At 66.0% G+C, this 26926-nt stretch carries 23 protein-coding genes; 15 read left to right on the forward strand and 8 right to left on the reverse strand.

Going from position 1 to position 26926, the window contains the following annotated elements; genetic code table 11:
* Positions 1 to 25 precede the first annotated feature (25 nt).
* The 4 genes from ACEPA4_RS09805 to ACEPA4_RS09820 form a co-directional block, all read right to left on the reverse strand.
* Positions 26 to 406, reverse strand: coding sequence for a hypothetical protein (locus ACEPA4_RS09805; protein ID WP_065178565.1), 381 nt, complete (start codon positions 404 to 406; stop codon positions 26 to 28).
* 203 nt (positions 407 to 609) lie between these two features.
* Complete coding sequence (gene infA, locus ACEPA4_RS09810; RefSeq protein WP_005409596.1) at positions 610 to 828, reverse strand: translation initiation factor IF-1; 219 nt, start codon at positions 826 to 828, stop codon at positions 610 to 612.
* 86 nt (positions 829 to 914) lie between these two features.
* Positions 915 to 1655: a leucyl/phenylalanyl-tRNA--protein transferase gene (aat, locus tag ACEPA4_RS09815; protein WP_049460792.1), complete on the reverse strand. Its 741-nt coding sequence runs from the start codon at positions 1653 to 1655 to the stop codon at positions 915 to 917.
* 65 nt (positions 1656 to 1720) lie between these two features.
* Positions 1721 to 2845 carry a GNAT family N-acetyltransferase gene (locus tag ACEPA4_RS09820; RefSeq protein ID WP_171956035.1) on the reverse strand — a complete coding sequence of 375 codons (1125 nt, stop codon included), beginning with the start codon at positions 2843 to 2845 and terminating at the stop codon, positions 1721 to 1723.
* Between the two features lie 191 nt (positions 2846 to 3036).
* On the opposite strand from ACEPA4_RS09820, the gene ACEPA4_RS09825 reads away from it, so the two are divergent.
* Positions 3037 to 4599: an N-acetylmuramoyl-L-alanine amidase gene (locus tag ACEPA4_RS09825; protein ID WP_188238616.1), complete on the forward strand. Its 1563-nt coding sequence runs from the start codon at positions 3037 to 3039 to the stop codon at positions 4597 to 4599.
* Between the two features lie 56 nt (positions 4600 to 4655).
* Here ACEPA4_RS09825 and trxB read toward each other — a convergent pair whose 3' ends face one another.
* A complete protein-coding gene (trxB, locus tag ACEPA4_RS09830; RefSeq protein ID WP_005416486.1) occupies positions 4656 to 5627 on the reverse strand; it encodes a thioredoxin-disulfide reductase in 972 nt (323 codons plus the stop codon).
* Between the two features lie 233 nt (positions 5628 to 5860).
* On the opposite strand from trxB, the gene ACEPA4_RS09835 reads away from it, so the two are divergent.
* The 5 genes from ACEPA4_RS09835 to ACEPA4_RS09855 all read left to right on the forward strand — a co-directional run bounded on the left by ACEPA4_RS09835 (position 5861) and on the right by ACEPA4_RS09855 (position 13033).
* Positions 5861 to 8221 (forward strand): DNA translocase FtsK, encoded by a 2361-nt coding sequence (locus tag ACEPA4_RS09835; protein ID WP_005416487.1) that lies wholly within the window; start codon positions 5861 to 5863, stop codon positions 8219 to 8221.
* 39 nt (positions 8222 to 8260) lie between these two features.
* Positions 8261 to 10204, forward strand: a complete 1944-nt coding sequence (locus tag ACEPA4_RS09840) for a DUF3857 domain-containing protein (protein WP_235645917.1) — start codon at positions 8261 to 8263, stop codon at positions 10202 to 10204.
* A 111-nt stretch (positions 10205 to 10315) separates the two neighbouring features.
* Positions 10316 to 10954 carry an outer membrane lipoprotein chaperone LolA gene (gene lolA, locus ACEPA4_RS09845; RefSeq protein WP_111127699.1) on the forward strand — a complete coding sequence of 213 codons (639 nt, stop codon included), beginning with the start codon at positions 10316 to 10318 and terminating at the stop codon, positions 10952 to 10954.
* Between the two features lie 241 nt (positions 10955 to 11195).
* The gene (locus tag ACEPA4_RS09850; protein WP_231114053.1) at positions 11196 to 12473 is read left to right on the forward strand and encodes a replication-associated recombination protein A; all 1278 of its coding nucleotides are present in this window, start codon (positions 11196 to 11198) and stop codon (positions 12471 to 12473) included.
* A gap of 188 nt (positions 12474 to 12661) precedes the next feature.
* Positions 12662 to 13033, forward strand: coding sequence for a DUF805 domain-containing protein (locus tag ACEPA4_RS09855; protein ID WP_026346975.1), 372 nt, complete (start codon positions 12662 to 12664; stop codon positions 13031 to 13033).
* A gap of 73 nt (positions 13034 to 13106) precedes the next feature.
* On the opposite strand, the gene ACEPA4_RS09860 is transcribed toward ACEPA4_RS09855, so the two are convergent.
* Positions 13107 to 13481: a hypothetical protein gene (locus ACEPA4_RS09860; RefSeq protein WP_005416493.1), complete on the reverse strand. Its 375-nt coding sequence runs from the start codon at positions 13479 to 13481 to the stop codon at positions 13107 to 13109.
* A 320-nt stretch (positions 13482 to 13801) separates the two neighbouring features.
* Here ACEPA4_RS09860 and ACEPA4_RS09865 point away from each other — a divergent pair, with 320 nt between their 5' ends.
* The 9 genes from ACEPA4_RS09865 to ACEPA4_RS09905 all read left to right on the forward strand — a co-directional run bounded on the left by ACEPA4_RS09865 (position 13802) and on the right by ACEPA4_RS09905 (position 23883).
* Positions 13802 to 14830 carry an alpha/beta hydrolase gene (locus tag ACEPA4_RS09865; RefSeq protein WP_262090569.1) on the forward strand — a complete coding sequence of 343 codons (1029 nt, stop codon included), beginning with the start codon at positions 13802 to 13804 and terminating at the stop codon, positions 14828 to 14830.
* A gap of 122 nt (positions 14831 to 14952) precedes the next feature.
* On the forward strand, positions 14953 to 16329 hold the full coding sequence (locus tag ACEPA4_RS09870) for a YncE family protein (protein ID WP_139727070.1): 1377 nt from the start codon (positions 14953 to 14955) through the stop codon (positions 16327 to 16329).
* 51 nt (positions 16330 to 16380) lie between these two features.
* The gene (locus ACEPA4_RS09875) at positions 16381 to 17427 is read left to right on the forward strand and encodes a hemin ABC transporter substrate-binding protein (protein ID WP_262090570.1); all 1047 of its coding nucleotides are present in this window, start codon (positions 16381 to 16383) and stop codon (positions 17425 to 17427) included.
* Positions 17424 to 18467, forward strand: coding sequence for an iron ABC transporter permease (locus tag ACEPA4_RS09880; RefSeq protein WP_235645915.1), 1044 nt, complete (start codon positions 17424 to 17426; stop codon positions 18465 to 18467). The genes ACEPA4_RS09875 and ACEPA4_RS09880 overlap by 4 nt, the downstream gene beginning before the upstream one ends.
* On the forward strand, positions 18464 to 19225 hold the full coding sequence (locus ACEPA4_RS09885) for a heme ABC transporter ATP-binding protein (RefSeq protein WP_262090571.1): 762 nt from the start codon (positions 18464 to 18466) through the stop codon (positions 19223 to 19225). Before ACEPA4_RS09880 ends, ACEPA4_RS09885 begins: the two co-directional genes overlap by 4 nt.
* 64 nt (positions 19226 to 19289) lie before the next feature.
* Complete coding sequence (locus tag ACEPA4_RS09890; protein ID WP_139727073.1) at positions 19290 to 20039, forward strand: hypothetical protein; 750 nt, start codon at positions 19290 to 19292, stop codon at positions 20037 to 20039.
* 415 nt (positions 20040 to 20454) lie between these two features.
* On the forward strand, positions 20455 to 22491 hold the full coding sequence (fusA, locus tag ACEPA4_RS09895) for an elongation factor G (protein ID WP_005416500.1): 2037 nt from the start codon (positions 20455 to 20457) through the stop codon (positions 22489 to 22491).
* A gap of 253 nt (positions 22492 to 22744) precedes the next feature.
* Complete coding sequence (locus tag ACEPA4_RS09900; RefSeq protein WP_005409616.1) at positions 22745 to 23017, forward strand: hypothetical protein; 273 nt, start codon at positions 22745 to 22747, stop codon at positions 23015 to 23017.
* Between the two features lie 110 nt (positions 23018 to 23127).
* On the forward strand, positions 23128 to 23883 hold the full coding sequence (locus tag ACEPA4_RS09905; RefSeq protein ID WP_053496662.1) for a SapC family protein: 756 nt from the start codon (positions 23128 to 23130) through the stop codon (positions 23881 to 23883).
* Here ACEPA4_RS09905 and ACEPA4_RS09910 read toward each other — a convergent pair.
* Together ACEPA4_RS09910 and ACEPA4_RS09915 are read right to left on the reverse strand one after the other, a co-directional pair.
* Positions 23840 to 26209 carry an ATP-binding protein gene (locus tag ACEPA4_RS09910; protein ID WP_262090573.1) on the reverse strand — a complete coding sequence of 790 codons (2370 nt, stop codon included), beginning with the start codon at positions 26207 to 26209 and terminating at the stop codon, positions 23840 to 23842. The two genes, ACEPA4_RS09905 and ACEPA4_RS09910, sit on opposite strands and share 44 nt — an antisense overlap.
* Positions 26206 to 26832 (reverse strand): response regulator transcription factor, encoded by a 627-nt coding sequence (locus ACEPA4_RS09915; protein ID WP_072166996.1) that lies wholly within the window; start codon positions 26830 to 26832, stop codon positions 26206 to 26208. Before ACEPA4_RS09915 ends, ACEPA4_RS09910 begins: the two co-directional genes overlap by 4 nt.
* Positions 26833 to 26926: the final 94 nt, after the last annotated feature.

Consider the following 26926-nt stretch of genomic DNA (forward strand, 5'->3'; position numbering starts at 1 on the left):
TCGGCCGCCCTTGTCATGTGCGCCGTCAGCGGCTGCGCTGGCGGGCTTTCTTCTTGAAGGTTGCCTCGTCGACTGGCTCGATCTGCGACACGATGCAGCGACTGGAATCGGTGAGCAGCTGGCTGCGGCCGGCAGCGCACAGCAGACCCTGCTGGCCGTCCGTGGCGAAGCTCAGTTTCCGCGAGTAGCCTGCCGCCGAGCAGTCGTCCTGGAAATGCACGACGTAGTGGTCCTGGCCATTGCGCAGCAGGATGTTGCGCGAGGCGCCGGCGCGCACCAGTTGCTGGTCGCTGCCCAGCTGGACGCAGTCACTGGAGGTGGAAAGAGTGTCGGCGGCGTGCACGGGCGCTGCGCTGGCGGACACGGCAAGGGCGACGAGCAGAGCGGTCAGCGGGAGCATGTTCATGGCGGGGCAGGGGGGTGGCGGTCCGGACTGGACCGGGTCCCACGATGCTGCTACGGATGCAGATGCGAATCTGCCGCAAGCAGGGCTGACCGACGTCACGGTGAGTTCGGTCACGATGACCTCCGGCAGGGCCGGATTGCAGGCATGACAAAAGGCCAGCAACCAGGGCTGGCCTTGTCGAAGTGGCGCAGCGCGCCGACCGCTTACTTCATGCGGTAGGTGATACGACCCTTGGTCAGGTCGTACGGGGTCATTTCAACCTTGACCCGGTCACCGGTGAGGATGCGGATGTAGTTCTTGCGCATGCGGCCGGAGATGTGGGCGATGATTTCGTGCCCATTTTCCAGACGAACGCGGAAAGTGGTGTTCGGCAGCGTCTCGCTGACGGTGCCCTCGAACTCGATGGAATCGTCTTTCGACATGTAGTCCTGTGCGGTTCAGAAAACGGCCACGCTGGGCCTAAGGCGCGGTATTTTACGCGTGACCGGCCCAGCTTGCAAAGTTTGTGTTAACCGCCGGCCAAATGCCGGGCTGGCAAGCGTCCGACGGCCTGTGTCCACGAGCCTTCACGGCTGTCACGGCGCACGGCCTGGCGCACGTGCTGCAGGAATTCCGCGCGCGGCAGGTGTTCGGCGCCCATCCGCAGCAGGTGCGGATTTTCCACCTGGGCGTCGATCAGCTCCCAACCCCAGCCGTGAAGCGTGGACGCCAGTGCCGCCAGCGCGATCTTGGAACCACCGCTGGCGCCACTGAACATGCTCTCGCCGAAGAACATTGACCCGATGGCCACCCCGTAGATGCCGCCGACCAGCGACTGACGGTCCCAGACTTCGAAGGAATGGGCGAAGCCGAGGTCGTGCAACTGGCTGTAGGCCTCGACCATGGCCGGGCTGATCCAGGTGCCGTCCTGGCCGGGCCGAGGTGCCGCCGCACAGGCGCGCATCACCTGGCTGAAGGCGGTGTCCGCGCTGACCTCCCATGTACTGCTGCGCAGCTGCCGGCGGAAGCGGCTGGACAGGTGCACGCCGTCGGTGCGGAACACCATGCGCGGATCAGGCGACCACCACAGGATCGGCTCGCCCTCGCTGAACCACGGAAAGATGCCGCCTGCGTAGGCGTTGAGCAGACGCGCTGGATGCAGGTCACCACCCACCGCGAGCAGGCCGTCGGGCTGGCGCAGGGCGGTCTCGGCAGGAGGGAAGGGAGCGTCCGGCGCATCGGCCAGGCGCCAGGGCAGCTGGCGGGTCATGCCGGCATTGTAGTCGTCGCGGCCCCGCGCGAATGCCGTGGTAGATGCCAACGCTGGTTGGCTGGTCACCCGTCCGCGCGAAATGGGCTGTGCCCCAACAGCTCCTGCCGGTACCGCCGCACATCGCGCCGCTCCTGCCGGCACCACTCCTGCAGCGCCTCGGCGAAATCCGCGTCGGCCACCCAGTGCCGGCTGCGTACCAGCGTCGGCAGGAAGCCTCGCGCCAGTTTGTGCTCGCCCTGTGCGCCCGGCTCGAAACGGCTCAGCCCTTCGCGCAGGCAGTATTCGATGCCCTGGTAGTAGCAGGCTTCGAAATGCAGGCCGGGCAATGTGGCGCCACCCCAGTAGCGACCGTACAGCGTGTCACCACCGCGCAGGCAAAGTGCGCCGGCGATTGGCTGGCCTTCCTGCTCGGCCAGGAACAGCACCAGCCCACGTCCCAATGAAATGGCCAGATGGCGCAGGAAAGCCTCGGTCAGCGCCGGGGCATTGCCGTACTCAAGGAAGGTCTGCAGGTAGAAGCGATACATCGCCTGCAGGTCGGCGCGGCTGGCCTCGTCGCCATGCACCACGCGGAACGTGATGCCCTGGCGGGTGACCTTGGCCCGTTCCTGGCGGATGTTCTTGCGGTGCTTGTGGTTCATCGCGCCGAGGAACTGGTCGAATGTCGCCCAGTCACCCGGGTTCTGCCACTGGAACTGCACGTCCTCGCGCAGCAGCCAGTCATCGCCGAACAGCGCCTCGTCCGCTGCGGTGTGGAAATTGATATGGGCCGATGACACCTCCAGTGCTGGCAGTGCATCACGCAACACCGAAAGCAACGCGGTGCGATCTGAATCGTGACGGGCCAGCAGGCGCGGCCCGGTGACCGGCGAGTACGGCACCGCGCCCAGCCACTTCGGGTAGTAGTCGCGGCCATGGCGGGCATAGGCGTTGGCCCAGGCATGGTCGAACACGAATTCGCCGTGGGAGTTGGTCTTCAGGTAGCCCGGAATGGCGCCGATCAGGCGCTTGCCCTCCCACAGCGTGCAGTGCCGGGGCTGCCAGCCCCAGTCCTCGCGCAGGCAGCCGTGCTGTTCCAGGCCTGAGAGGAAGGCGTGGCTGACGAACGGATTCTGGCCGTCGTGCAGGGCGTCCCAGTCGGTGGCGGGAATGGACTGCAGGGAGTCGAGGAAGCGGGGGGAGGGCATGGTTGGCAAGGATAGGCCAGGTGGATCACGAATGGTGTTGGCGGGGCTGGGTTGGTTTGTTTCGGTTGGAGGTGAGGAAAATTTGAATTCTCCATCCGTGTGCGCTGTGTTGCGGAATGCCTGAATGCGAAAGGACAGAGTGAGCTGCGCCGCTGGAGCGGTGCATTCACTCTCTGCATGGAGTAGCCAAAATGAACCAGAAGCTTAGCCTTGGATCCCTCTCTGTTCTGCTGTCTCTTGTTGGCGGCGGACTGTTGATCAGCCCCGCGCAGGCCGTTGACGCTCCTCGTGCGGTGGAGCAGGACACTGGGCTCGACATCCTCTTGACCCAGAAGGCGCGCGACATTCTGGAGCGCGTTCGTCTTGTGGATGGCCAGGCGCGCAGTCGCCGGGTTGAGGTATCAGCAGATATCGCCAACGGTGTACTGACCGTGGCGCTGGATCGGGACTTCCTTCCTGCCGATTACGGGCCGTCGTTCGAGGATCAGCGAAGCGAGATCAGCTTTGGACTACTGCATTGGGCCGAGCAGATGGCGCCGTTCAGTCGTGTCGTTTTTCTGTATGACGGGAAAGAGATCGAATACTACTTTCCTGAGATAAAGGCTGCGGACGATGCGGCGCGGGAAGCGGGGGAGGCGCTGCGGCGGATGCGTGGAACGCCTGGGTCCGGGATGGCATTTGTCGCAGCCGGGCATGGGTATTTCTACAGCTACAAGGACAACCGGTGGGTGACCTCAAGGGATGAATGGAATGGCGTCTCCGAGGGGCTGTTGACTCCGTCGTACGCCGCGAACCTGAAGGCAATGATCGAGCAAAGGAGCCAAATGCCTGTCGTCCGGCCGCGCGTTCAGATCACGGGGACGACTCATCCGCCGAGTGGTGAGGAGTGGTGGACCATTGCTGCGCGCTACGCAATTGCGGAGCAGTATCCGGCCGAGACAAAGATATGGAATACGTACGCCGGCAGTACGCTTTGGGATCGGGAGGAGCGTGAAGACATCAACAGTCGGCCGCTTCTTGCAAACCACCACGGCGCTGAAGTGGCGATTCATCTGCACAGCAATGGAGAACCCACGGGGGCCGCGCGCGGTACTCGTGTGATCGTGCAACCTGGTAGGCCGATGGATGCTGCCCTTGCACAGAGTGTCCTGTGCTCTATGAAGGAGCTGATTCACTCGCTACCTGAGTATGCGGCATTCACCGTCGCTCCCGCTCCGCACGCGCTGAACAAGGGGGAGAACCGAGAGGCGCACATGCCATCGATCATCGTAGAGACGGCGTTCCACACGAATCCGGATGATGCCAAGGCGCTGCAGGACCCCGTCTTCCGCTCGGCATCGATGAAAGGGGTGGAGAAGGGCTATCGCCTGTGGGCAACGGGAAAGTCGTGTGAGCCGCTGTCCGGGCAGCCGATCGCAGATGTCGACGTTCCATCCGGCGACTCGCGTGAGGTGGACGTGGCGTTTGCGGGCCATCCGCAATTCCCGATCAGCCTGATCACCCGCAATACGCTGTGCCCATCAGGGTGGAGCTGCAGCGGACGGACGGTGGTCATCGATTCGCCTGACCAGCCCAGCAGGATGCAACTCAGCTGCGGTCGCAACAGCGTGGGGGCGCTCGGCTGGGAGACGCACGTGTTGGATGCGGACGGGGTCAAGTCGCAGCCCGTGCCTCACACCGTTCGTTGTGTTGCCGATGCGGGCGGCCCTGATCGAAATGGCTTGCCTGAGAATACGGCTGCCGCAGGGATGTAACGAGAAAGGCCGACGCTTTCGCGTCGGCCATTTGCCTGAGTTGAGCATGGCTCGACTCAGCTGGCCTTGCCCTGTGCGTCCAGGTAGCGCTCGGCGTCCAGTGCGGCCATGCAGCCGAAGCCGGCCGAGGTGATCGCCTGGCGGTAGTGCTGGTCGGCTACGTCGCCGGCGGCGAACACGCCTTCCACCGAGGTCTGGGTGGCGTTGCCGCCCAGGCCCGAGCGGATTTCCAGGTAGCCGTTGTTCATCGCCAGCTGGCCGTCGAACAGGGTCGTGTTCGGATGGTGGCCGATGGCCACGAAGAAACCGTGTGCGTCGATGTCGCGGGTGCTGCCGTCCAGGGTGGACTTCACGCGAACGCCGGTCACGCCGGCATCGTTGCCCAGCACTTCCTCCACCTGGTGGTGCCAGACGGTCTCGATCTTGCCTTCGGCGACCTTCCTGAACAGCTTGTCCTGCATGATCTTCTCCGCCTTCAGGGTGTCGCGGCGGTGGACCAGGTAGACCTTGCGGGCGATGTTGGACAGGTACAGCGCCTCTTCCACGGCGGTGTTGCCGCCACCGACCACGACCACGTCCTGGTCGCGGTAGAAGAAGCCGTCACAGGTGGCGCAGGCGGAGACGCCGCGGCCCTTGAAGGTCTCTTCGGTCGGGATGCCCAGGTATTTGGCGGTGGCGCCAGTGGCGATGATCAGTGCGTCGCAGGTGTACTCGTGACTGTCGCCGATCAGCTTGAACGGGCGCTGCGACAGGTCGGCGGTGTGGATATGGTCGAAGATGACCTCGGTCTCGAAGCGCTCGGCGTGCGCCTGCATGCGCGCCATCAGGTCCGGGCCCATCAGGCCGTGGGCGTCACCCGGCCAGTTGTCCACCTCGGTGGTGGTCATCAGCTGGCCACCCTGCTGCAGGCCGGTGATGACGACCGGCTTCAGGTTGGCACGGGCGGCGTAGACGGCGGCGGTCCAACCGGCCGGGCCGGAACCGAGGATGACGAGGCGCTGGTGGCGGGAGGGCAGGCTGGTGCTCATGTAAACTCGCGAAAAGGTAGATGGGACAAGGCGCTGGCGATGTTTGCGCAGCATCCATGGCTGCTCATAGAGTGGCGGCTGGGGCAGGGCGATTCAAGCCGATGAACAGAACGCCGTCATCCAGCGGTGGTTCCGGGCCTCGGATTGCCTTGCTCGACGTCGCATAACTGAAAACTGACGCCGTCTCATTTATTATCAATCACTAACAGCGCATTCCAAAGGTATGGTCTAAGGTGGCGAAGCAGGTCCCTGAACGCTCCAAGTCGGACGACAGCAAGGCGTCACGTCGCACGGCCGCGGCGGCGACGACCGACAATCCACGCCGCCAGCGCCTCTGGCGCGATCTGGGCCTGATCGCCATCGCGCCGGCCCTGCTGTACCTGGCGGCCAGTCTGTTCACCTATTCAGCCACGGATCCGGGCTGGTCGCATACCGGCAGCGTGGTCGCGCCGGTGCATAACCTCGGCGGCCGCGCCGGGGCCTGGATTGCCGACGTGCTGCTGCAGCTGTTCGGCTACATCGCTTTCCTGTTGCCGGTGGTGCTCGGCGCACTGGCGTGGATCGCCATGTTCGGCCTCAAGCGCGAGAGCAAGGGCGAGAACGATCTGGACCCGGCGCTGCGCCTGGTCGGTCTGGTCGGTTTCCTGATCGCCGGCACCGGCTTCCTGCACGTGCGCCTGTTCAGTGGCGATGTCGCCAGTGCCGGCGGCATTCTCGGCAAGCTGGTGGGCAATTCGCTCACGGTGGGCTTCGGTGCGCTGGGGGCGAACCTGTTCGTGCTGGTATTGCTGCTGGCCTCGATCACCCTGGCCACCGGGCTGTCCTGGTTCACGGTGATGGAGAAGATCGGCCGTGGCGTAATGTCGCTGGCACCGCTGCTGGAGCGCAAGAAGGAAGAAGTCAGCGAGTGGAAGCAGACCCGGGTGATGCGCGAGGAGCGCCAGGAAGTGCGCAAGGCCGACGCCGAGGTGCGCGCCAAGCGCGAGCCGGTAAAGATCGAACCGCGCCCTGAGCCGGTGATCGAGAAGAGTGATCGCGCCAAGCGCGATACCCAGATTCCGATGTTCCGTGGCGTCAACGGCGATGGTTCCGACCTGCCGCCGCTGGCGCTGCTGGATGATCCCAAGCCGCAGCCGAAGGGCTACGACGAAGAAACGCTGGAAACGCTGTCGCGGCAGATCGAGTTCAAGCTGAAGGACTTCCGCATCGATGCGCAGGTGGTCGGCGCCAACCCTGGCCCGGTCATCACCCGCTTCGAGATCGAGCCGGCACCGGGCATCAAGGTCAGCCAGATCAGTTCGCTGGACAAGGACATCGCGCGCGGCCTGTCGGTGAAGTCGGTGCGCGTGGTCGACGTCATCCCGGGCAAGTCGGTGATCGGCCTGGAAATTCCCAACGTCACCCGTGAGATGATCTTCCTGTCCGAGCTGCTGCGCTCGAAGGAATATGACAAATCGGCCAGCGTGCTGACCCTGGCGCTGGGCAAGGACATCGCCGGCCGCCCGACCGTGGCCGACCTGGCGCGCATGCCGCACCTGCTGGTGGCCGGTACGACCGGTTCGGGCAAGTCGGTGGCGGTCAACGCGATGGTGCTGAGCCTGTTGTTCAAGGCCTCGCCGAAAGACCTGCGGATGCTGATGATCGACCCGAAGATGCTCGAGCTGAGCGTCTACCAGGGCATTCCACACCTGCTGGCGCCGGTGGTCACCGACATGAAGGAGGCCGCCAACGGCCTGCGCTGGTGCGTGGCCGAGATGGAGCGCCGCTACAAGCTGATGAGCGCGGTGGGCGTGCGCAACCTGGCCGGCTTCAACAAGAAGGTGAAGGAAGCCCAGGACGCCGGCCAGCCGCTGATGGATCCGCTGTTCAAGCCGAACCCGGAGCTGGGCGAGGCGCCGCGTCCGCTGGAAACGCTGCCGTTCATCGTCATCTTCATCGACGAATTCGCCGACATGATGATGATCGTCGGCAAGAAGGTGGAAGAGCTGATCGCGCGCCTGGCACAGAAGGCGCGTGCGGCTGGCATCCACCTGATCCTGGCCACGCAGCGCCCGTCGGTGGATGTGATCACCGGCCTGATCAAGGCCAACATCCCGACCCGCATCGCCTTCCAGGTCAGCTCCAAGATCGACTCGCGCACCATTCTCGACCAGTCTGGCGCGGAGACCCTGCTGGGCCACGGCGACATGCTGTACCTGCCGCCGGGCACCGCGCTGCCCGAGCGCGTGCATGGTGCGTTCGTGTCCGACGACGAAGTACATCGCGTGGTCGAGCACCTCAAGGCGATGGGCCCGGCCGACTATGTCGACGGCGTGCTGGACGAAGTGCAGACGATGGGCGACGGCGTGGTCGTCGGCGCCACTGGCCTGCCCGAGACCAGTGCGGCCGGCGACGAGTCCGACCCGCTGTATGACGAAGCGCTGCGGGTGGTCACCGAGACCCGCCGTGCCTCGATTTCCGGCGTGCAGCGCCGGCTGAAGATCGGCTACAACCGTGCAGCGCGACTGATCGAGGCCATGGAAGCGGCCGGCGTGGTCAGCCCGCCCGAGCACAACGGCGACCGCACGGTGCTGGCACCGCCGCCGCCGAAGTAAGACCCGACGTATCCCCCACGACGTCCAAGGAACCGACGCATGCTTCACCCCGTACCAAGCGCGCTGGCGCTGGCGCTGGCTGCCCTGATGGCTGCCGGCCCGGCACTGGCAGAAACCGCCACCTCCGCGCCCGCCACGGCGCCGCCATCCACCAGCGGCGATACCGAAGCCAGCAATAATTTCAGCATTGTCCGTTACCGCGCCGACTACCAGGTGCGGCCCGATGCGGGCAATGTGCAGACCGAAACCTACGAAGTCCTGCTCAAGACCAAGGCCTCCGTCGAGCAGTTCAGCCAGGTGCGGCTGAGCTACAGCGAGAAGATGGAAACGCTGGAAGTGCTCGGCGCCTACACCATCACTGCCGACGGCCAGCGCCGCGACGTTCCGGCCGACCGTATCTACACGCAGGAGAGCTACTCCAGCGCTTCGGCGGCGATGTATGCCGACCGCAAGGTGCGGGTGATCGTGTTCCCGAACCTGGCGCCGGGCACGCGCCTGTACTACCAGGTGCGCCGCACCCAGGCTACGCCGTACTTCCCGGGCTATTTCGGCCTGTGGGAGACCTTCAACGTCTTCACCGAGTACGAGGACGCCGAGGTCACCCTGAGTGCGCCGGCCAACCTGCCGATGTTCGTCGACAGCCGCGGCGTGCAGGGCAGTGACCGGCCGACAGTGAAGAATGGCCAGGCGCAATGGCGCTGGCGCTACCAGCGCCGCGAGGCGATGCCGGCGCAGAACTGGTCGGCGGCGGGCTGGGAGTTCGGCCCGAACATCATGGCCAGCACGTATCGTGACTGGTCACAGATGGGGCGCGCCTACCAGCTCAAGGCGGGCCCGGCGGCCCAGGTGACCCCGGCGCTGCAGGCGCTCGCTGATGAGATCACCGCCGGCATCAGCGATCGCCGCGAACAGGCTGATGCGCTGTATCGCTGGGTCGCGCAGAACATCCGCTATGTGGCGGTGTACCTGGGCAACGGCGGCCTGGAGCCGAACAGCGCGCAGAGCATCCTCGACAATCACTATGGTGACTGCAAGGACCACGTGACGATCCTCGAGGCGCTGCTGGCGGCCAAGGGTATCGCCAGCTCGCCGGTGCTGATCGGTGCGGGGGGCGGCCCGACGCTGCCGAGGATTCCGGTGCTGGGCCGCTTCAACCACGCCATCACCTATATCCCCGAGTTTGATCTTTACCTGGATTCGACCACCGCGTGGGCACGCTTCGGGCAGCTGCCGGAAGGTGACCTGGGTGCGCCGGTGATGCGTACCCGGGACGCTACGCTGGCGCGTACCCCGGCCAATACGCCGGAGCGCAATGCGACGTCGATGGAAGTGCGTTTTACGTTTGATGCCAACGGCAACCTGCGCGGCGAAACGATTCCGAAGCTGGGCGAGAACGCCGAGATCGGCATGCGCGCGCAGTTCTCCCAGCTCAACGCGCAGAACCGTGCGCGCGCTGAGGAGCAGATCATGGCCGCCTCAGGTTTCGATGGGCGAGGGCAGCTGCAGATCCAGGGCGTACCGGTCGACCTGACCCGGCCGTTCGGCTACCGCATGGCCTTCCAGGCCGAGGACTACGCCGACTTCAGCGTGGCCGGCGGCATGGCCGTGCCGGACCCGCCGGGTGGCGAGTCGGTGCGTGGCTTGTACGCCACCGCCTCGGCGCCGGCCAACGAGACGCCGTTCTACTGCAATGCCAGCCTGCGCGAGGAAACCTATCGCCTGCAGTTCCCGGCCAACGCGCCGATCATCGCCATTCCGGCCAGCCAGCGCTTTACCAATGCCGCTGGCGAATACCGGGTGGACTGGAGCCGCGAGGGCCAGGAGGTGATCGTGCACCACCGCTTGCAGCAGAACGCGGTGCGTGGCCCCGAGGCGCTGTGCCAGCCGCAGGACTATCCGGCGTTCCGCGCGCTGTATCGCGAGGTGCGGCGCGGCTTCCGTGGGCAGGTGCTGTACGGCAAGCTGCCCGGCTCGGGCGGCTGAATCGCCGATGGACGTTCAGGGCGGCATAATGTCGCCCTGATCGCCCATTCATCTTCCCCCGGGCACACTGGCAACCACCTTTCCTGGCGCCCGCGCCCACAGGATTTCCGCATGAACTTCCGCTTCCGCCATTTCCTTGCCACGACTACCCTGGCCGTCGCCTGTGCCGCTGCCGGCAGTGCCTGGGCCGGTGCCCGCGATGACCTGAAGACCTTCACCAGTGGCCTGAAGGGCCTGGATGGCCAGTTCAGCCAGCAGGTGTTCGACAGCCGCGGCAAGGTGAAGGAATCGACCAGTGGCCGGGTGGCCCTGTCGGCGCCGCGCCTGTTCCGCTGGGAATACGTGCGCCCGCACGAACAGCTGATCGTGGCCGACGGTAAAAAAGTCTGGATGTACGAGCCGGACCTGGAGCAGGTCACCGTGCGCGAGCAGGGCAAGGAAGAGCAGAACAGCCCGCTGACTGCGCTGATCAACCCGGCGCTGCTGGAACAGCAGTACGACGTCAGTGAAGAGGCTGCGCAGCGTGATGGCCTGCAATGGCTGTCGCTGTCGCCGAAGCGCGAGACCGAAGCCAGCTTCCAGTACGCCGCGCTGGGCTTCAATGCCCAGGGCCTGGCCAAGATGGAGATCACCGACGCGGTCGGACAGCGCACCGTGATCAGCTTCAGTGGCTGGAAGCGCAATCCGGGCTTCGCCGCCGGCACCTTCAGCTTCACCCCGCCGAAGGGCACGGACGTCATCGGTAATTGATCGAGGATGCCGGGCATGACCCGGCGCTACCTGCTCCGGTGGGTGTCAACCAGCACCGCCTTGGTGGGTGTCAACCTTGGTTGACGCAATTTTGATCTGCCGGCCAGCGGCCGGCACTACCGGAATCGTCGTCACCTTGTCGCGGTACAATGTGCGGGTGGCAAGACATCGTTCAACTTCCTTCCCCGGCCCCGATCTGCTGAGCGTTGATCGGGAACATCTGCGCCCGCTGGCCGAGCGCATGCGCCCGCGCACCCTCGACGAAATGGTCGGGCAAAAGCGCCTGCTGGCGCCGGACAGCGCGCTGCGTCGCGCGGTCGAATCCGGGCGCGTGCATTCGATGATCCTGTGGGGCCCGCCGGGCTGCGGCAAGACCACGCTGTCACTGCTGCTGGCCGAGTACTCCGATGCCGAGTTCCGTGCCATCTCCGCCGTGCTGTCCGGCTTGCCGGAAGTGCGCCAGGTGCTGGCCGAGGCTGCGCAACGGTTCGCCGAGGGCAGGCGCACCGTGCTGTTCGTGGACGAGGTGCATCGCTTCAACAAGGCGCAGCAGGATGCCTTCCTGCCGCACATCGAGCGCGGCACGATCCTGTTCGTCGGTGCCACCACCGAGAATCCGTCGTTCGAGCTGAACTCGGCGCTGCTGTCGCGTTGCCGCGTACATGTGCTGGAAGCGGTATCGCCAACCGATATCGTCGAGGCGCTGGAACGCGCGCTGGGCGACCGCGAACGCGGCCTGGGCGAGGAGGGTATCGAGGTTGCGCCCGAGCTGCTGCTGGAAATCGCCACTGCCGCTGATGGTGACGTGCGCCGCGCACTGACCCTTCTTGAAATCGCCGCCGAACTGGCGGGTGGGGAAGGGGGTCGCATCACCCCGCAGACCCTGACCCAGGTGCTGGCCGATCGTACCCGCCGCTTCGACAAGGGCGGCGAGCAGTTCTACGACCAGATCTCAGCGCTGCACAAGTCGGTACGTAGTTCCAATCCGGATGCCGCGCTGTACTGGCTGACCCGCATGCTCGATGGCGGTTGCGATCCATCCTACCTGGCACGTCGACTGACCCGCATGGCGATCGAGGACATCGGCCTGGCCGATCCGCGCGCGCAGAGCATGGCGCTGGAAGCCTGGGACATCTACGAGCGGCTCGGCAGCCCGGAAGGCGAGCTCGCGTTCGCCCAGCTGGTGCTGTACCTGGCCAGCACCGCCAAGTCGAACGCGGGCTATGCCGCGTTCAACCAGGCCAAGGCCGACGTGCGCGAAAGCGGCACCGAAGAAGTGCCGCTGCACCTGCGCAATGCGCCGACCAAGCTGATGAAGGAGCTCGGCTACGGCGCCGAGTACCAGTACGACCACGACGCCGAAGGCGGCATCGCGCTGGACCAGACCGGTTTCCCGGATGCGATGGGCGAGCGCGTGTACTACAACCCGGTGCCGCGTGGCCTGGAAATCAAGCTGAAGGAAAAGCTTGATCGGCTGCGCGCCGAACGTGAGGCGGCGAGGGCCGCGAACGGCCGTTGAGCTGGCTTATGTAGCATCGAGCGATGCTCGACTCCGCTCTGGACCGACCCAGCAGCACCTGCGGAAGCAGCAGCCGGGCATGGCTCGGCGCTACAGGGGTAATGGCAGTCGAGTGTGGTTCGTCACCACATTGTCCTGCGGGCGCTCCTTTGGCACACTGCGCGGCTGCTTTTTCAAGGATTGATGCCGTGCAGGAAATGATTCTGCCGTTGAAGCGTTATGCCCAGTTCGAGGGTCGTGCCAACCGTCGCGAGTACTGGATGTTCCAGCTGTTCCTGTTGATCGTCTCCGCCGTGCTGATGGTGCCGCTCATCGCCGGGCTGGTGATGCAGTCCGACGTGCTGGGCATCGCGTCGATCATCCTGTTCGTCGTGTTCTGGCTGGCCACGTTCGTGCCGGTCATCGCCGTCACCGTGCGCCGACTGCACGACTGCAACCAGTCGGGCTGGATGTACCTGCTGGCCTTCGTTCCGTTCGGTGGCCTGGTGATCTTCGTGTTCGCGCTGCTGCCAGGTACACCGCAGGAGAACGTCTACGGCCCGGTGCCTGCGGGGCCGTGAGACTGCGTGAGTCGAGCATGGCTCGACTTCTACAGGGCGGGAAAACGAAGCCGGCGTTTCGCCGGCTTCTTTCTTACTTGATGCTGCAGTCGCCGAAGGAAAGGTAGTCCGTTCCCGAGCTGAACTGCAGCGTGCAGCTTGCGGTGAAAGTCGCGCCTTCTTCCAGCGCGCCCAGCTTGGCCGCCTGGTGCTCGTCGTCGCTGGTCAGCCGGGCCAGGACATTGCCCTGGTCGTCGCCGGCCTCGATCAGCGGCTCGCCCGCCAGGTTGCTGGAGACGCCCAGGGCAACGGCAGTGAATGTCACCGTCTGGTTGAGTTCTTCCATGCCCAGTGACGAATTGCCGGCCTCTTCAAAGGCCTGGTAGAGCGTTGGCAGATCCTGTGCGGCATGGGCGGCCAGCGGTGCAAGCAGGCCGAGGGAAAGGGCGATCAAGGCGGTGCGCTTCAAGGTGTTCTCGCAGTCACGGGATTCATTCCCGTGGATGGTGGTCAGTAGATCCACGCCATGCGTGGATGGGTTTGGCAAAGGACAGGGCGCGGCCGGCGACTCGATTGCCCATCCATCCGCAGCCCTGCGAGGGAAGGGCGCTCCTGCGCCCCGCTGCCCGGCAAAATAGTGGATCCGGTGTTTCCGGCGCAACCGGGAAAATGAATGCATCGCGCGCGTGATACACAGCGTGACGTTTGATCGATGTGATAATCATTCGCGTTTAAGGTAGACTGCGGTCCCCTGAGAACCGGCGGCCTTGGCCGCTCCTGCCGCCACTGATGAAGCTTTTCGTCCTGCCTTCGCGCCGTGGCCCATTGGCCCGCGGCCTGGCTGCCATGATGATGGGTCTACTCCTGGCCACTCCTTACGCCCATGCGCAGCAGCGTAATCCGCTGCAGAAGATCGGCCACACCGTGCTCGACGAGCCGGCGGCCAGCTATCGCTTCGAGCGTTTCGTGGTGGACAGCCCGGACCAGCAGCGCCGTTGGCGGGTGAACCTGGCGATTCCGGCCAGGGCCGGCAAGACCCCGTCCCCGGTGCTGTACGCGCTGGATGGCAATGCCGTGGCCATGGTGCTGGACCAGCCGCTGCTGGCCGAGCTGGCTGCGCGCAAGGCACCGCCGGTACTGGTGCTGATCGGCTACGACAACGACCTGCGCATCGATTCCAGGGCGCGTACCCGCGACTACACCGCGTGGATCGACCGTGCCGACGACGAGAGCGGCACGGCCCAGGCCGTCGGCGGCGGCGCTGCGGCTTTCCTGGATGTGATCGAGCGCCGCATCAAGCCGGAAGTCGAGCGTCGCGCACGCATCGATACGCGGCAGCAGGCGCTGTGGGGCCATTCGCTGGGCGGGTTGTTCGTGCTCAATGCGCTGTACACGCGACCTGCCGCGTTCCAGTCCTATCTGGCAGCCAGTCCGTCGCTGTGGTGGAGCCAGGGCGCGGCGCTGGGTGATCCGGAGCAGCAGTTCGTGCAGAACGTGCACGGCCAGCCGGCCAAGCTCTGGCTGATGCTGGGCGGCGCCGAGCGCGTCGGTGATCGCGGCAAGCGCGATATGAGCAACCCGCGCGTGGTCGCGCACCTGCGTCGCATCGGCGGCGCCACCCCCGATGCGGCGATGCAATTGTCCGAGCGGCTGGGCAAGGTGCCGGGCCTGAGCGTGCAGTACCGCGAGTTCGATGGCCTCGGCCACGGCCCGATGCTGCCCGCGTCGTTCCATGCCGCGCTGCATGAGTTGTACGGCGTGACCGACCGCAGCGCCGGCGATGGCGCGCCCAATGGCGGGGACAGCGCCGCCGAATGAATGCCTTCGCGCGCCATGCCGTGCGACCCCACTACCCAGGCGAGGCTGCCGGCGTGCAGCGGCCCAGGCAACCGATGAATCCCGCGCCACGTGGCGCGGCCTACGTGTGCAAGGAGCCTGCCATGTCGTTCCGTCCGTCTTTCCGTCTCACCTCTCTCGCCGCCGGCCTTTTGCTCGCGGTGACCGCCACCGCGCAGCCGGTGTTCGATCAGCCGGCCAACGCCACCTTCAAGGGTGAGGTCGTCTCGCGCGGTGAGAACGTGGTTCCCGGCAGCACCGCCGACGTGGTCGGCCGTGGCTTCGTGCCGGGCCAGAAGGTCAGCCTGCTGCGTGGCGACAGCGTGCTCAACGCACAGCCGGTGGTGGTCGATGCCGATGGCAACTTCAAGACCCAGCTGAGCATTCCGACCGACGCGGTGCCGGGCACCCACCCGGTGGTGGTGCGCGCCAGCCAGCCGGCTGCAGCCACCGTGCTGAAGCTGCGCGTGTCGCCGCAGCTGCCGCTGTCCGGCCAGGCGCAGTTCGCCACCCAGTCCAACAAGCTGGTGCCGGGGCTGTATCAGTCCGCTTACAGCGCCGCCAGCAATGCCGTGTTCGTGACCTCGGCGGTGGGCCGTCCGCCGGTGACCCAGTCGCAGCTGCTGAAGCTGGATCCGAAGTCGCTGAAGGTGATCAAGGCGATCACCCCGGCGCAGGTGCCGGGCAGCACCAACGGCGCGGTCTATGCGGTCTACGGTGTGGGCGTGGATGACGCCAATGGCAATGTCTGGGTCACCAATACCCGGCAGAACTCGATTGCGGTCTACCGCCAGAAGGACCTCTCGCTGGTCCACCAGTTCCCCGTCGACACCGTGCCGCATGCGCGCGACGTGGTGGTCGACGGCACCCACGGCAAGGTGTTCGCCTCGGCCACGGGTGAAGACCACCTGTCGGTGTTCGATGCGAACACGTTCAAGGAACTGCCGCAGGTGACGCTGGAGTCCGGCGTGGATGATGGCAAGTTCACCCCGATGAGCCTGGTGCTGGACGAGAAGGGCGGCAAGCTGTTCACCGTCAGCATCGGTACCCCGGAAGCGGCGGTGATCGATGTGGCCAGCGGCAAGGTCGACAAGGTCATCGACCTGGGCAATTCGATCAGCGCCTCTGGCGTGGCCTTCGACGCAGCACGCAACCGGCTCTATGTGGCCTCGCAGGGCACCGACAACCTGCTGATCGTTGACGTGGCCGCCGGCAAGGTGCTGCATGACGTGCCGGTCGGCGCCGGCGCGCTGAACGTCGCCTTCGATGATGCCTCCGGCCTGGCCTATGTCAGCAACCGTGGCGCTGGCACGGTCACCGTGGTGAATGGTGACGGCAAGGTGGTGGCCAACCTCGATGGCGGCACCCTTCCGAACCATGTGCGTGCCGACGGCAAGGGCAACGTGTTTGCGGTGAACAAGTCACGTGGCACCGAAGATCCGAAGGGTGACCGCATCACCCGCATCACCCCGAAGCAGTAAGTCACAGGGCAGGGCGGCGTGCGCGTCGCCCTGCCAGCAAGGAGAACGTCCATGAACATCGCGTCCCGTCTGCGCCCGTGTGCGCTTCCGTTGGCTGTTTCGCTGGCGCTGGCCGCCTGCAGTGGCTCGTCAACGCCGTCTGATGGCCACAAGACTGCCGAGCCGCCTGCCGCAACAGCTGCTGCCGAAACCGCGTTGCCGGCAGGCTGGCAGCGCGTGGCCGGTGCCGAGATGCCAGCGGTGCATGAACAGAGGGCCGTGCTGCCGGCCAAAGTGCATTCCGATGACGGTGCTGACATTGAAGTGTCCGACACCAGCCGGATCATTGCCGGTGGTGACGACGTCATCGCGGTGATCGATGCGCTGGGGCTGGGCAAGCAGGTATTCGCTGCGCCAACCAACACCACCACCCAGGCCGGCCTGGCTGCCCCGCACCAGTTCCTGTTCAACCGCACCACGGGCGTGGAAGGCGTGCTGAGCCTGCAGGGCTCGCTGTTCCTCGGCAACAGCCTACGCCGCCACACCGAGCTGGCGAAAAAGCTGCGCGAGGTGGGCGAGCCGGCGGTGGTCATCGATGACCTGCAGCCGGCGCCGGACAAGGTGCGCAAGGTCGCTGCGGCACTAGGGCTGGCCGAAGCGGGGCAAACACTGGCCACGCAGGTGCAGCGCCAGCTCGACGAGGCTGCAGCGATTGGCAAGGGCCTGGGCCATGCGCCACGACTGATCCACGTATCGGCGACCGGCGCTGGCGGCTCGCCCACCGTTGCGGGTGCCGACAGCGCCTCGGCGCAGCTGATCGCCCTGGCCGGCGGCATCAACATCGGCACCGAGGCCGGGGTGAAGAACTACTCGCAGCTGAGCAACGAGGGCGTGGTCGCGGCGGCACCGGAAGTGATCCTGGTGACCGAGCACGACCTGCAGCTGTTCGGCGGTGCCGATGGCCTGTGGAAGGCGTACCCGACGCTGAAGCAGACCCCGGCCGGGCAGGCCAACCGGGTCTGGGTGATGCCGGATGTGCAGCTGAAGTACACCAGCGTGGGTTCTGGTGCGGGCGCGCTGGCGCTGGCCAAGGCCCTAGCAGCGTTGCCGAAGGCATGAGTCCGGCGGATCGGCGCCGCCGTCGCGGGCGGGCGATGTTGATGATGGCCTTGCTGGCCCTGCTGGGGGCGGTGCTGGCGTCGTTCGCCGTGGGCCCGCTGCGGTTGCCACCGCTGGAGGTGATGCAGGCGCTGGCGGTGAAGCTGGGCCTGCTTGATCCGCAGGCGGTCAGCAGCCGCGATCTGGCGGTGGTCTGGCAGCTGCGTATTCCGCGTGCCCTGTTGGGCGCGATGGTCGGTGCGTCGTTGGCGATGGCCGGTGCCAGCCTGCAGGGCCTGTTCGGCAATCCGTTGGCCGACCCCGGCATCGTCGGTGTCAGCCAGGGTGCTGCACTGGGTGCGGTGGCCGCCATCGTGCTGGGCGCCGCCGGTGCGGCGGGCTGGCTGGTGCCTGTGGCCGCGTTCGTCGGCGGTGCGCTGGCGATCGGCCTGACGTATGCGTTGGCACGGCCCGGCAAAGGCGCGGGTAACGCCACGCTGCTGCTGGTCGGTATCGCGATGGCCGCGTTCTGCTCGGCGCTGATTGGTTTCCTCACTTACATCGCAAGCGAAAGCGAACTGCAGTCGCTGGTATTCTGGCAGATGGGCTCGCTGGCACGTGCCAACTGGGCCGATGTGGTGGCGGTGGTGCCGCTGTTTGCGATTGGCGTGTTCGCGTTGCAGCGACTGGCAACGCCGCTGGACATGCTGGCGCTGGGGGAGCGCCAGGCACAGCACCTCGGGCTGGATGTCACCCGCACGCGGCGTCGCCTGGTGGCGTTCAGCGCGCTGCTGGTGGGCGCGGCGGTGGCGTTTGCCGGTTCGATCAGTTTCGTTGGCCTGGTAGTGCCGCACGTGGCACGCCTGCTGGTCGGCCCGGGTCATCGCTGGTTGCTGCCGTTGTCCGGCCTGCTGGGTGCAGTGCTGATCGTAGTGGCGGATACCGCGGCGCGCACGCTGGATCCACCCGCTGAGATTCCGCTGGGCCTGTTCTCGGCGGCGCTGGGTGCGCCGTTCTTCCTCTGGCTGGTGCTGCAGCAGCGCCGCAAGGCGGTGCCATGAGTGTGCTGTTGAAGCTGCACGAGGTGGTGGTGCGCCGCCAGCAACGTGAGATCCTGCACGGCATTTCCTTGGCGTTCGAACCGGGTACGGTGACCGCGCTGGTGGGCCCGAACGGTGCGGGCAAGTCCACGCTGTTGGCGGTCGCGGCCGGCGACCTGCGCGCCGATGCGGGCGAGGTGAGCCTGTTGGGCAGGCCGCTAGCCAGCTACAAGGCAGGGCCGCTGGCGCGCGAGCGCGCGGTAATGCCGCAGGAGCACGGCGTGCGTTTTGCTTTCAGCGTCGAAGAGGTGGTGGTGATGGGGCGATTGCCGCATCCGCCGGATCCGCGTGTGGACGACGCGCAGGTGGAAGCTGCCATCGATGCCGCCGAACTGCAGGCCCTGCGCCTGCGCGAGGTGCAGCAGCTGTCCGGTGGTGAGTCCGCCCGGACCACGTTCGCGCGCGTGCTGGCACAGGACACGCCATTGCTGCTGCTGGATGAGCCCACTGCTGCGCTGGATCTGCGCCATCAGGAGCGCACGCTGCGCAGTGTGCGTGCCTGTGCACAAGCCGGTGCGTGCGTGATCGTGGTCCTGCACGACCTCAATCTGGCCGCAGGCTATGCCGACCGCATCGTGCTGCTGGAGCAGGGCACGGTGGCGGCCGATGGCACGCCATTGCAGGTGCTCACCGAAGACAACCTGCAGCGCGTGTACCAGCAGGATGTAGTGGTGCTGGAGCATCCGCGTCGTGGGGTGCCGCTGGTGGTGGTGACCTGAGCGAACGTCCGCCAGGTTGCTCCGGGTATCATGGCGGCTTCGTTTTCTTCAATGGACTGACGCCATGTTCCGCACGGTTACCCGCAGCGTGCTGCTTGCCGCGATGATTGCTTCCGTTTGCGCAGCCCATGCAGCGTCGACCTCCCAGGTTTCGCTGACCAACGCGGCCGAGAATGCCTCGCTGATCGAAACCCGGCATTCCAGTGGCGACGGTGCCGCAGTGACGTCGATGAAGACGCGGTACTTTGCCAACGAGGAAATGTCGGTGAGCTGGGACGGCCAGCAGGTACTTGTGCTTTGCAGTGAAGCGGCATACCTGCAGATTCCTGCCGCCAAGCTCAAGGCCGGAGCGCTGACTACCGAGCAGCGGCAGATGATCGTCTATCAGGCACTGATGTCCGGCTTGGGGGCTGTCGCGGGCGTTGTCGGGCCGGCCGGCGAGGTGGTAACCGTGGCGGATGACGGTAGCGAGACCCGCAGTGTTGGCGAGAACAGCTGGGCATACGGTATCGAGCGCTACGACGTGATCAGTCAGCGGCTGCCGGATGGTGCTCTTCGGGTCCGGACCCGTAAGACGGAAACCGTGAATACCACGCCGCCGGCGGGCCCGGACGACACATTCAGCACCGAAGATGATCAGGCGGCACGCCTGTCCGAGCTGGCGCCGGTGGGGAGCTGGATCGAGGTCGTGATTCATGGTGGCCCACGGCTGCCGCACGTGGACCCGGCGATTTCGTTGAAGGGCTGGATGTCGATGGGGGATGACCAGCCTGCAACAGTGGCCGAGGCGCGCAAGCTGCACGGCTGCAAGTGAGGGCTGCCAGGGGTCAGATCCCTTTGCGAGGGGCAAAGGGATCTGACCCCTATCGTTGTCGGCCTCATCGTTCCATTTATGTGCGCAATATTCACTTGCGCGCCAGATTGGCAGGTCTAGAATGCGCCCCATGAACCGGATGCCGCTCCTGAAGTTTTTCACCCTGACCCGCGCAAGCGCGGAATGGGCGTGTCTGCCTGGAGCTCCACAGGGCCGCTGAAGCGGCTATCGCTGGATCATCCACAGAGCGCCCTTCGGGGCGCTCTTTTCGTTTCTGCAGTTTCATTTCCCTAACCCGACGTACCGCAAGGAGAACGTGCCATGCACCAGATCGCCGAGACCGAACGCTAGCCGCGCACCCTGTCGCCAACCGGGGTGCGCGGCCCCCATCGTTGGCTTTGCAGGAACCTATCTCATGAACACCCAAGTCCTTTCCCGCCGTCGCAACCTTGGCATCATTGCCCACATCGACGCCGGCAAGACCACGCTGACCGAACGCCTGCTGTGGAAAAGCGGCGAGATCCATCGCGTCGGCGAAGTGCACGACGGCAATGCGACCACCGACTTCTCGGCGATCGAGCGCGAACGTGGCATCACCATTGGCGCGGCCGCCGTGCAGGCGCAGTGGGCACCGCGCGACCTGCCGGCGCATCGATTGACCCTGATCGATACTCCCGGCCACATCGATTTCGCCATCGAAGTCGAACGTTCACTGCGCGTGCTCGACGGTGCCGTGGCCGTCTTCTCGGCCGTGGACGGCGTGCAGCCGCAGTCCGAGACGGTGTGGCGCCAGGCGCGTCGCCATCGCGTGCCGCTGATCGCTTTCGTCAACAAGATGGACCGCGTAGGCGCTTCGTTTGAGCGCGTGCTGGAGCAGCTGCAGGACAAGCTGCGCGCGCGGCCGTGGGCGCTGGGCGTGCCGTTGGGCAGCGAAAGCGGCTTCAATGGCTGGGTCGATCTGGTCGATGAGCGCATGCTGCAGTGGCAGGAAGGCGGCGCAACCACGGTGACCCCCTGGGACGAAGCGGCGCGCGCCCAATGGCAGGCCCAGCGCGATGCGCTGGTCGAAGCTGTGGCCGATCATGACGAAGAACTGGCCGATGCCTGGCTGGAAGGTCGCGTGATCGATGCCGGGGCGCTGCGCGCGGCAATCCGCCGGGCGACGCTGGCAGGTGCAGGCGTGCCTGTGCTGGCCGGTGCTGCGTTCAAGGACAAGGGCATCGAGACGCTGCTGGATGCCGTGGTCGATTACCTGCCGTCGCCGCTGGATCGCCCTGCTGTCAGCGCCGAAAGCGATGAGGGCGAGGTGATGCTGCCGCCGGATCCGGACGGTCCACTGGCAGGCCTGCTGTTCAAGATCACCCACCAGCAGCACGGCGCGCTGAGCTTCGTGCGGCTGTACTCGGGCACCTTGAAGGTGGGCGACGCGGTGGCCAGTTCGCAGCATCCTCAAGGGCGGCGTGTCAGTCGCCTGGTGCGGGTGCAGGCCGACCAGACCCATGACATCGAGCAGGCCGTGGCCGGTGACATTGTCGCGGTACTGGGCTGGAAGGATGCGGTCAGTGGCGAGACGCTGAGCAGCCGTGCGCAGCCGCTGCGGCTGGAGAACATCCAGGCCCAGGCGCCGGTGCTGGCCTGGCGGTTGGAGCCGGCGCGTGCGGCGGATCTGATCCGGATGGCGCAGGGACTGGCCAGCCTGGCCCAGGAAGACCCCTCGTTCCGTGTGGAAACGGACCGGGAAACGGGTGAAACCCTGGTCTGGGGCATGGGCGAGCTGCACTTGGAAGTGATGGTCGAGCGCCTGCGCAGCGAATGGAAGGTCGACGTGGCCGTAGGTGCGCCACGCGTGGCCTACCAGGAGACGCCGATGCGCCCGATGACCGGTGTCGTCGGGCGGCTGGTCAAGCAGACCGGTGGCCAGGGCCAGTTCGCGCACGTGGTGCTGGATGTGACGCCGCGCGACGACGACCTTGTCGTGTTCAACGACCGCATCGTCGGTGGCGTGGTGCCGCGCAGCTTCATCGCGGCGGTGGAAAAGGGCGTGCGTGCTGCGCTGTCGGAAGGTCCGCAGGGACATCCGGTGGTCGGCATCGAGGTCAGTCTTGTCGATGGCCAGACCCATGCCAAGGACTCTTCGGAGATGGCATTCCATCGCGCAGGCGCCGAGGCGATCAAGGCGGCGCTGGCCGAGGGTGGCACGCAGCTGCTGGAGCCGGTGATGGCGGTGACGGTGCATTCGCCGTCGGCATCGGTGGGTGATGTGGTCGGCGACCTCAACCGGCGCCATGGCCGCATCGCCCGCATCGAGGACCAGGACGGTCGTGCCGAGGTCAGTGGTTTCGCGCCACTGGCGCAGTTGGTGGGTTACACCACCTCGCTGCGTTCGCTCAGCCAGGGGCGGGCCAGCAGTGAGGCGCACCTGCACGGCTATGAGCCAGTACGCGCGGCATAGGCAAGGTGAGGGGAGCCCGTTCGCGGGCTCCCATTTTTTTTGTCCGGGTTTCCGTATCCACGCATGGCGTGGATCTACCGGGTGACCGGGTCGCGAGCTCTGCAGTAGATCCACGCCATGCGTGGATGGATCCGCACCGACACGGCAACATTGGCGCTGCATCGCACCAAATCTGTAGAAAAAGCTGGATTAAAGTGATGCCTCACGATAAATTGCGCACCCCCCGTTGCTCGCCGCCGCCCGCACCCCTCTCATGCGTGATGACAAAGACCCCGGAACCCTGGAGCTGACCCTGCCGCGCAAGCGCGGTCGTCCGCCCAAGTTCGGGTACGCGATGAGCGATGCGCAGCGGGCGGCGCGCTATCGTGCGCGCAGGGCAGGGCAGGCCAACCATGCCGACGTGCGTTCCTGCAGCGACATGGTGCTGCTGGACAAGATCCGTGCGGCGGTCAGTGCCCGCGACACCGAGCTGGCCGGTTTCCTGGTCCACGTACTCTGGCAGCGCTACCCCCTGCAGCTGAAATAGTTCGCCGGTGGGGTGGCCGTTGTCATCGAGCTTGTTGATAATGCGGGATTCAGGTTGTTCCCGCTGGCGTGCCCGGGATGGCAGGCGCGCATGATCGAACGGTTCCCAACATGACCACCACCAGCGACACCACCACCGAAGCGGCGCCGAGCGGCGCCCCCCTGTTCTATACCCGCCCGGTGCCGCTGCAGGCCGATGTGCATGCCGATCTGCGCATCCTGCCGGGCAAGCTGGAGTTCGCCGCCGGCAACAATGCCATTCCGCTGGTGCTGGGCGAGTTCTCGCTGGCCCTGCACCACTTCCCGATCCTGTTTGCCGGCCCGAGCGCGGTTCCGATGGCTGCCGTGGGCGTGTCCGACCAGAACCTGTTCATCAAGGATGGCCTGTGGGAAGACGAGGCCTACATTCCCGCCTACCTGCGCCGCCACCCCTTCATCTTCATCGACACCGGTGCGGAGAATGATTTCCTGCTGGGCATCGACGAAGAGAGCCCGCGCGTGGTCAAGGGGGGCGAGGAAGGCCAGCCGCTGTTCGTTGACGGCAAGGCGACCGAGATGGTGCAGCAGGCCCTGGAATTCTGCGGCCAGTACACCCGCGAACACGAACAGACCCAGGCTTTCTCCAAGGCCCTGGTCGACAACGGCCTGCTGGTGGAGCGCAACGCCACCGTGCGTATCCCGGATGGCCGGGAGTTCAACCTCAACGGCTTCCTGGTCGTGGACGTCGAGAAGTTCGTGGCGCTGCCGGAAGCAACCGTGGTCGAGTGGCACCGCAGTGGCTGGCTGGCACTGATCCACCAGCACCTGATGTCGCTGGGTCGCTTCAATGACCTGACCCGTCGCCAGGTCGAGCGTCTGGCCGCGTGATCAAGGGGTTGGGCAGGGTTCCCGCGACGCGGGCGCCCTGTCCGGCCTGCAGTACGCACAGCAGGCGACGTGCGTCGGTCCAGTCCGGCGTGGCGTCCTGCGCCAGGTCGACCAGCTCGGCCGCGACGGCGGCGTGCTCGCATTGACCCAGCATCTGTAGCGCGCCCTGCAATCGGTGCGCGTGATGACCGAGCGCCGATGCGTCTGCACGATCGACAATCCGCTCGATCCTGCTGAGTTCATCGCAGATGTCGGCGCTGTAGGCCGCGTCCATTTCAGTCGCCGGCTCAAGCGCGTCCAGGCTCCCCAGCGCCGGAATGCCCAGAGCAGCGAGCAGTTCGGCGGCGCGCAACGGCTTGGCCAGCACCGCATCGAAGCCCGAGCGACGGCAACGTGCGTGGTGACCTCGCCCGGTGCGGGCGGACAAGGCGATCAGGCGGAGCGGATGCCCGTTACGGGCGCGCAGTTCGCGTGCCAATGCGTAGCCATCGATGCCACGCAGCCCGATGTCGATCAACGCGGCAGGGCGGGGGTGGCGTATCTGTTCGGCCAGCGCGCTGGCCGCATCTTCCAGGGCACATACCTCGGCGCCCCAGCGCCGCAACTGTTCGGCAATGACGTGGCGATTGAGTGCGTGGTCCTCCACCAGCAGCAGTTGCAGCCCGGCCAATGGCGTGCCCTCCACGGGCATGTCCCGGACACTCTCGGCAGAGTCAGCTGCGCACACCGGCAGGCGCAGGATGAAGCGGCTGCCGCGACCGAGGACGCTGTGCACGGTCAGATCGCCTCCCATCGCACGCGCCAGCTCGCGTGCAATGGAAAGCCCGAGGCCACTACCGCCACGCTGATGCCCCTCGCTGCCTTGACGGAAAGGCTGGAACAGTTCGGCTACCTGTGCGGGCGCGATCCCGATCCCGCTGTCGATCACCTCCATCAGCAGCTCCTGCGGCCGCGCTGCTGGAAGCAGTTGCAGGCGCAGCTCGATGCCGCCGATATCACTGAACTTCACCGCATTGGCCAGCAGATTGCTGGCAATCTGGCGTAGCGCATCACTGTCTACCAGAATGATCGGCGAAGGTTCGGCCGGGGCATCAAGATGCAGTTGCAGCCCTTTCCGTTGCGCCTGTGGCCGAATGGCCTCCAGTGCCTGCCGGCAAAGCTGGGTCGCATCACAGGCTTGTGCATGCGGCCTGAAAGAGCCGCTGGCGAGGCGCGAAAAGTCCAGTGCGCGATTCAACAGGCCGCGCAGGGATTGGCCGGCGCTGCTGGCAGCGGCGAGCAGATCGCGCTCGCCTTTCGGCAGTGTCGATCGTCCAAGCAGCTCGATCGAGGCCAGTACGGCCTGTGCCGAATTGCGCATCTCGTGACTGATCATCCCGATGGCCTGCGCGCTGCGGCGGTCGCCGCGTACCCGCAGGTGACGGGTCATGGGCCACAGCAACAGCGCGACCAGCAGAGGGGGCAGCAGCAGCCAGCCGCGCGGGGGCGAGGCCTGCATCCAGTCCAGTGCGTTTCCCGCCGCCGCTGGCAGGGTCTGGCCTGCCCACAGGTGGAGCAGGCTCGCATGCTCCTCCAGCGTGATCTCCCGCAACGCCTGTCCGATGCGTTCAAGCAGCTGCTGGTCTTCCTGGCGGACGAGCAGGTAGAGGTCGGTGGAGAAGTCGCTGTCGAATGGCTGCAGGCGCAGGCTGCCGTTGAAATGGCGTCGAACCAGCGGGCGCAGCGTGGATTCCAGGCCAATCGCCACGTCGGCCAGGCCGGATTGAACTGCCGTCAATGCTGCGTACCGATCAGGCAGGTGCTGCAGCCGGATCTGAGGATGATGCGCGCGCAGCCAGCCGGCGTAGGGCCCGCCTTCAACGACGGCCACCACCCGGCCGTCGAGCTCGCGTATCTCCCGTGGCAGCCATTCACCGGCGCGCCCTGCCAGCAGGGTGGCGCCACCCCGGAAGCGGCTGGACGCGGCGAGGTCGGGGCAGGGCAGCTTCTGGTGTCTCGCGCCGCCAAACACCATGACCAGGTCGGCCTCGTGATGACATACAGCGAGGATTGATGCGGCGGTTGTCGGATAGGGGTGTTCCAGGAAGCTGAGTTGGGCGTGACGCGCCACCAGGTTGGCGTAGCCATGGGCGAGCGTCGGCGGTGATGACGGATCGGCTATCGCCGCGGGCACGGGGCGTAGGGACGGAGCGGTGGAGACCCGCACGCTGCTGCCCGGTAGCCAGCGTGGTGACCGGATATCTTCCGCCGACGCGGCGGGAAGGAGAAGCAGTACCAGCAACCCCCGGATCAGCAGGCACGGACGCAATGGCGCATGGCGCCTCACGGCGACTCCAACCGTTCACGCAGCGCATAGATCTCCACATCGCTGCGCAAGCCCAGCTTGCGCAGCACCGCGACCTTCTGTGTGCTGACGGTCTTGATGCTGCGGTGCCGGCGCAGCGCGATCTCCGATACGGTCAGGCCTTCCAGCAGCAGCTCCAGTACCTCCCGCTCGTTGCGGCTGAGCTCGCCACGATCACCGGCCAGCCTGACGTCCGGCGGAATCCGGATCAGGCCCTGGAAGACGCGCACGATGGCGTCGGACAATGCCGCAAGGGGTTCGGCCTTGCTGACGAACCCACCGAGTCCGGCATCGATCAGGCTGTTGAGATTCGTGGTGGGAGAGAGCGTGGCGAAGGCCAGCATTGGTGTGCGCGGGAATTCGCGACAGAGCAGCGTAACCAGCTCGATGCCGCCCAGGTCGCCACGGGCGAGCGTGAGATCGATGATGGCCACATCCACGGGCAAGCGGTGCAGGCTGTCGATCAGCGCACTGCTGCAACCATGGCTGGCGACGATGTCGAACCGGAGATCGCCTGACAGGTGCAGGGCGGTGCCGCGACGGACGACTTCATGATCGTCCAGGAGCGCCAGGCGAAGCCGGCGCGGTGCAGGAAATCCATTCATGCGCGGGAGGTGGTCAGCGCCCGTGGGCGTGGCCGCCATTCTGGCGCCGCTGTCGCGTCGAACATCGAATTTGTTGCGTTTTTACGACTATTCC

Origin of the sequence: Stenotrophomonas sp. P2112, assembly GCF_041897515.1 — a bacterium.
Taxonomy (GTDB): domain Bacteria; phylum Pseudomonadota; class Gammaproteobacteria; order Xanthomonadales; family Xanthomonadaceae; genus Stenotrophomonas; species Stenotrophomonas sepilia.

What these genes read in the sequence shown, in the direction of transcription:
- lolA (WP_111127699.1), top strand. Translation starts at nt 10,316, where the DNA reads ATGAACTTCCGCTTCCGCCATTTCCTTGCCACGACTACCCTGGCCGTC.
- ACEPA4_RS09805 (WP_065178565.1), bottom strand. Translation starts at nt 406, where the DNA reads ATGAACATGCTCCCGCTGACCGCTCTGCTCGTCGCCCTTGCCGTGTCC.
- ACEPA4_RS09870 (WP_139727070.1), top strand. Translation starts at nt 14,953, where the DNA reads ATGTCGTTCCGTCCGTCTTTCCGTCTCACCTCTCTCGCCGCCGGCCTT.
- ACEPA4_RS09905 (WP_053496662.1), top strand. Translation starts at nt 23,128, where the DNA reads ATGACCACCACCAGCGACACCACCACCGAAGCGGCGCCGAGCGGCGCC.
- ACEPA4_RS09865 (WP_262090569.1), top strand. Translation starts at nt 13,802, where the DNA reads ATGAAGCTTTTCGTCCTGCCTTCGCGCCGTGGCCCATTGGCCCGCGGC.
- trxB (WP_005416486.1), bottom strand. Translation starts at nt 5,627, where the DNA reads ATGAGCACCAGCCTGCCCTCCCGCCACCAGCGCCTCGTCATCCTCGGT.
- ACEPA4_RS09825 (WP_188238616.1), top strand. Translation starts at nt 3,037, where the DNA reads ATGAACCAGAAGCTTAGCCTTGGATCCCTCTCTGTTCTGCTGTCTCTT.
- ACEPA4_RS09875 (WP_262090570.1), top strand. Translation starts at nt 16,381, where the DNA reads ATGAACATCGCGTCCCGTCTGCGCCCGTGTGCGCTTCCGTTGGCTGTT.
- aat (WP_049460792.1), bottom strand. Translation starts at nt 1,655, where the DNA reads ATGACCCGCCAGCTGCCCTGGCGCCTGGCCGATGCGCCGGACGCTCCC.
- ACEPA4_RS09840 (WP_235645917.1), top strand. Translation starts at nt 8,261, where the DNA reads ATGCTTCACCCCGTACCAAGCGCGCTGGCGCTGGCGCTGGCTGCCCTG.
- fusA (WP_005416500.1), top strand. Translation starts at nt 20,455, where the DNA reads ATGAACACCCAAGTCCTTTCCCGCCGTCGCAACCTTGGCATCATTGCC.
- ACEPA4_RS09880 (WP_235645915.1), top strand. Translation starts at nt 17,424, where the DNA reads ATGAGTCCGGCGGATCGGCGCCGCCGTCGCGGGCGGGCGATGTTGATG.
- ACEPA4_RS09820 (WP_171956035.1), bottom strand. Translation starts at nt 2,845, where the DNA reads ATGCCCTCCCCCCGCTTCCTCGACTCCCTGCAGTCCATTCCCGCCACC.
- ACEPA4_RS09850 (WP_231114053.1), top strand. Translation starts at nt 11,196, where the DNA reads ATGCGCCCGCGCACCCTCGACGAAATGGTCGGGCAAAAGCGCCTGCTG.
- infA (WP_005409596.1), bottom strand. Translation starts at nt 828, where the DNA reads ATGTCGAAAGACGATTCCATCGAGTTCGAGGGCACCGTCAGCGAGACG.
- ACEPA4_RS09915 (WP_072166996.1), bottom strand. Translation starts at nt 26,832, where the DNA reads ATGAATGGATTTCCTGCACCGCGCCGGCTTCGCCTGGCGCTCCTGGAC.
- ACEPA4_RS09900 (WP_005409616.1), top strand. Translation starts at nt 22,745, where the DNA reads ATGCGTGATGACAAAGACCCCGGAACCCTGGAGCTGACCCTGCCGCGC.
- ACEPA4_RS09885 (WP_262090571.1), top strand. Translation starts at nt 18,464, where the DNA reads ATGAGTGTGCTGTTGAAGCTGCACGAGGTGGTGGTGCGCCGCCAGCAA.
- ACEPA4_RS09890 (WP_139727073.1), top strand. Translation starts at nt 19,290, where the DNA reads ATGTTCCGCACGGTTACCCGCAGCGTGCTGCTTGCCGCGATGATTGCT.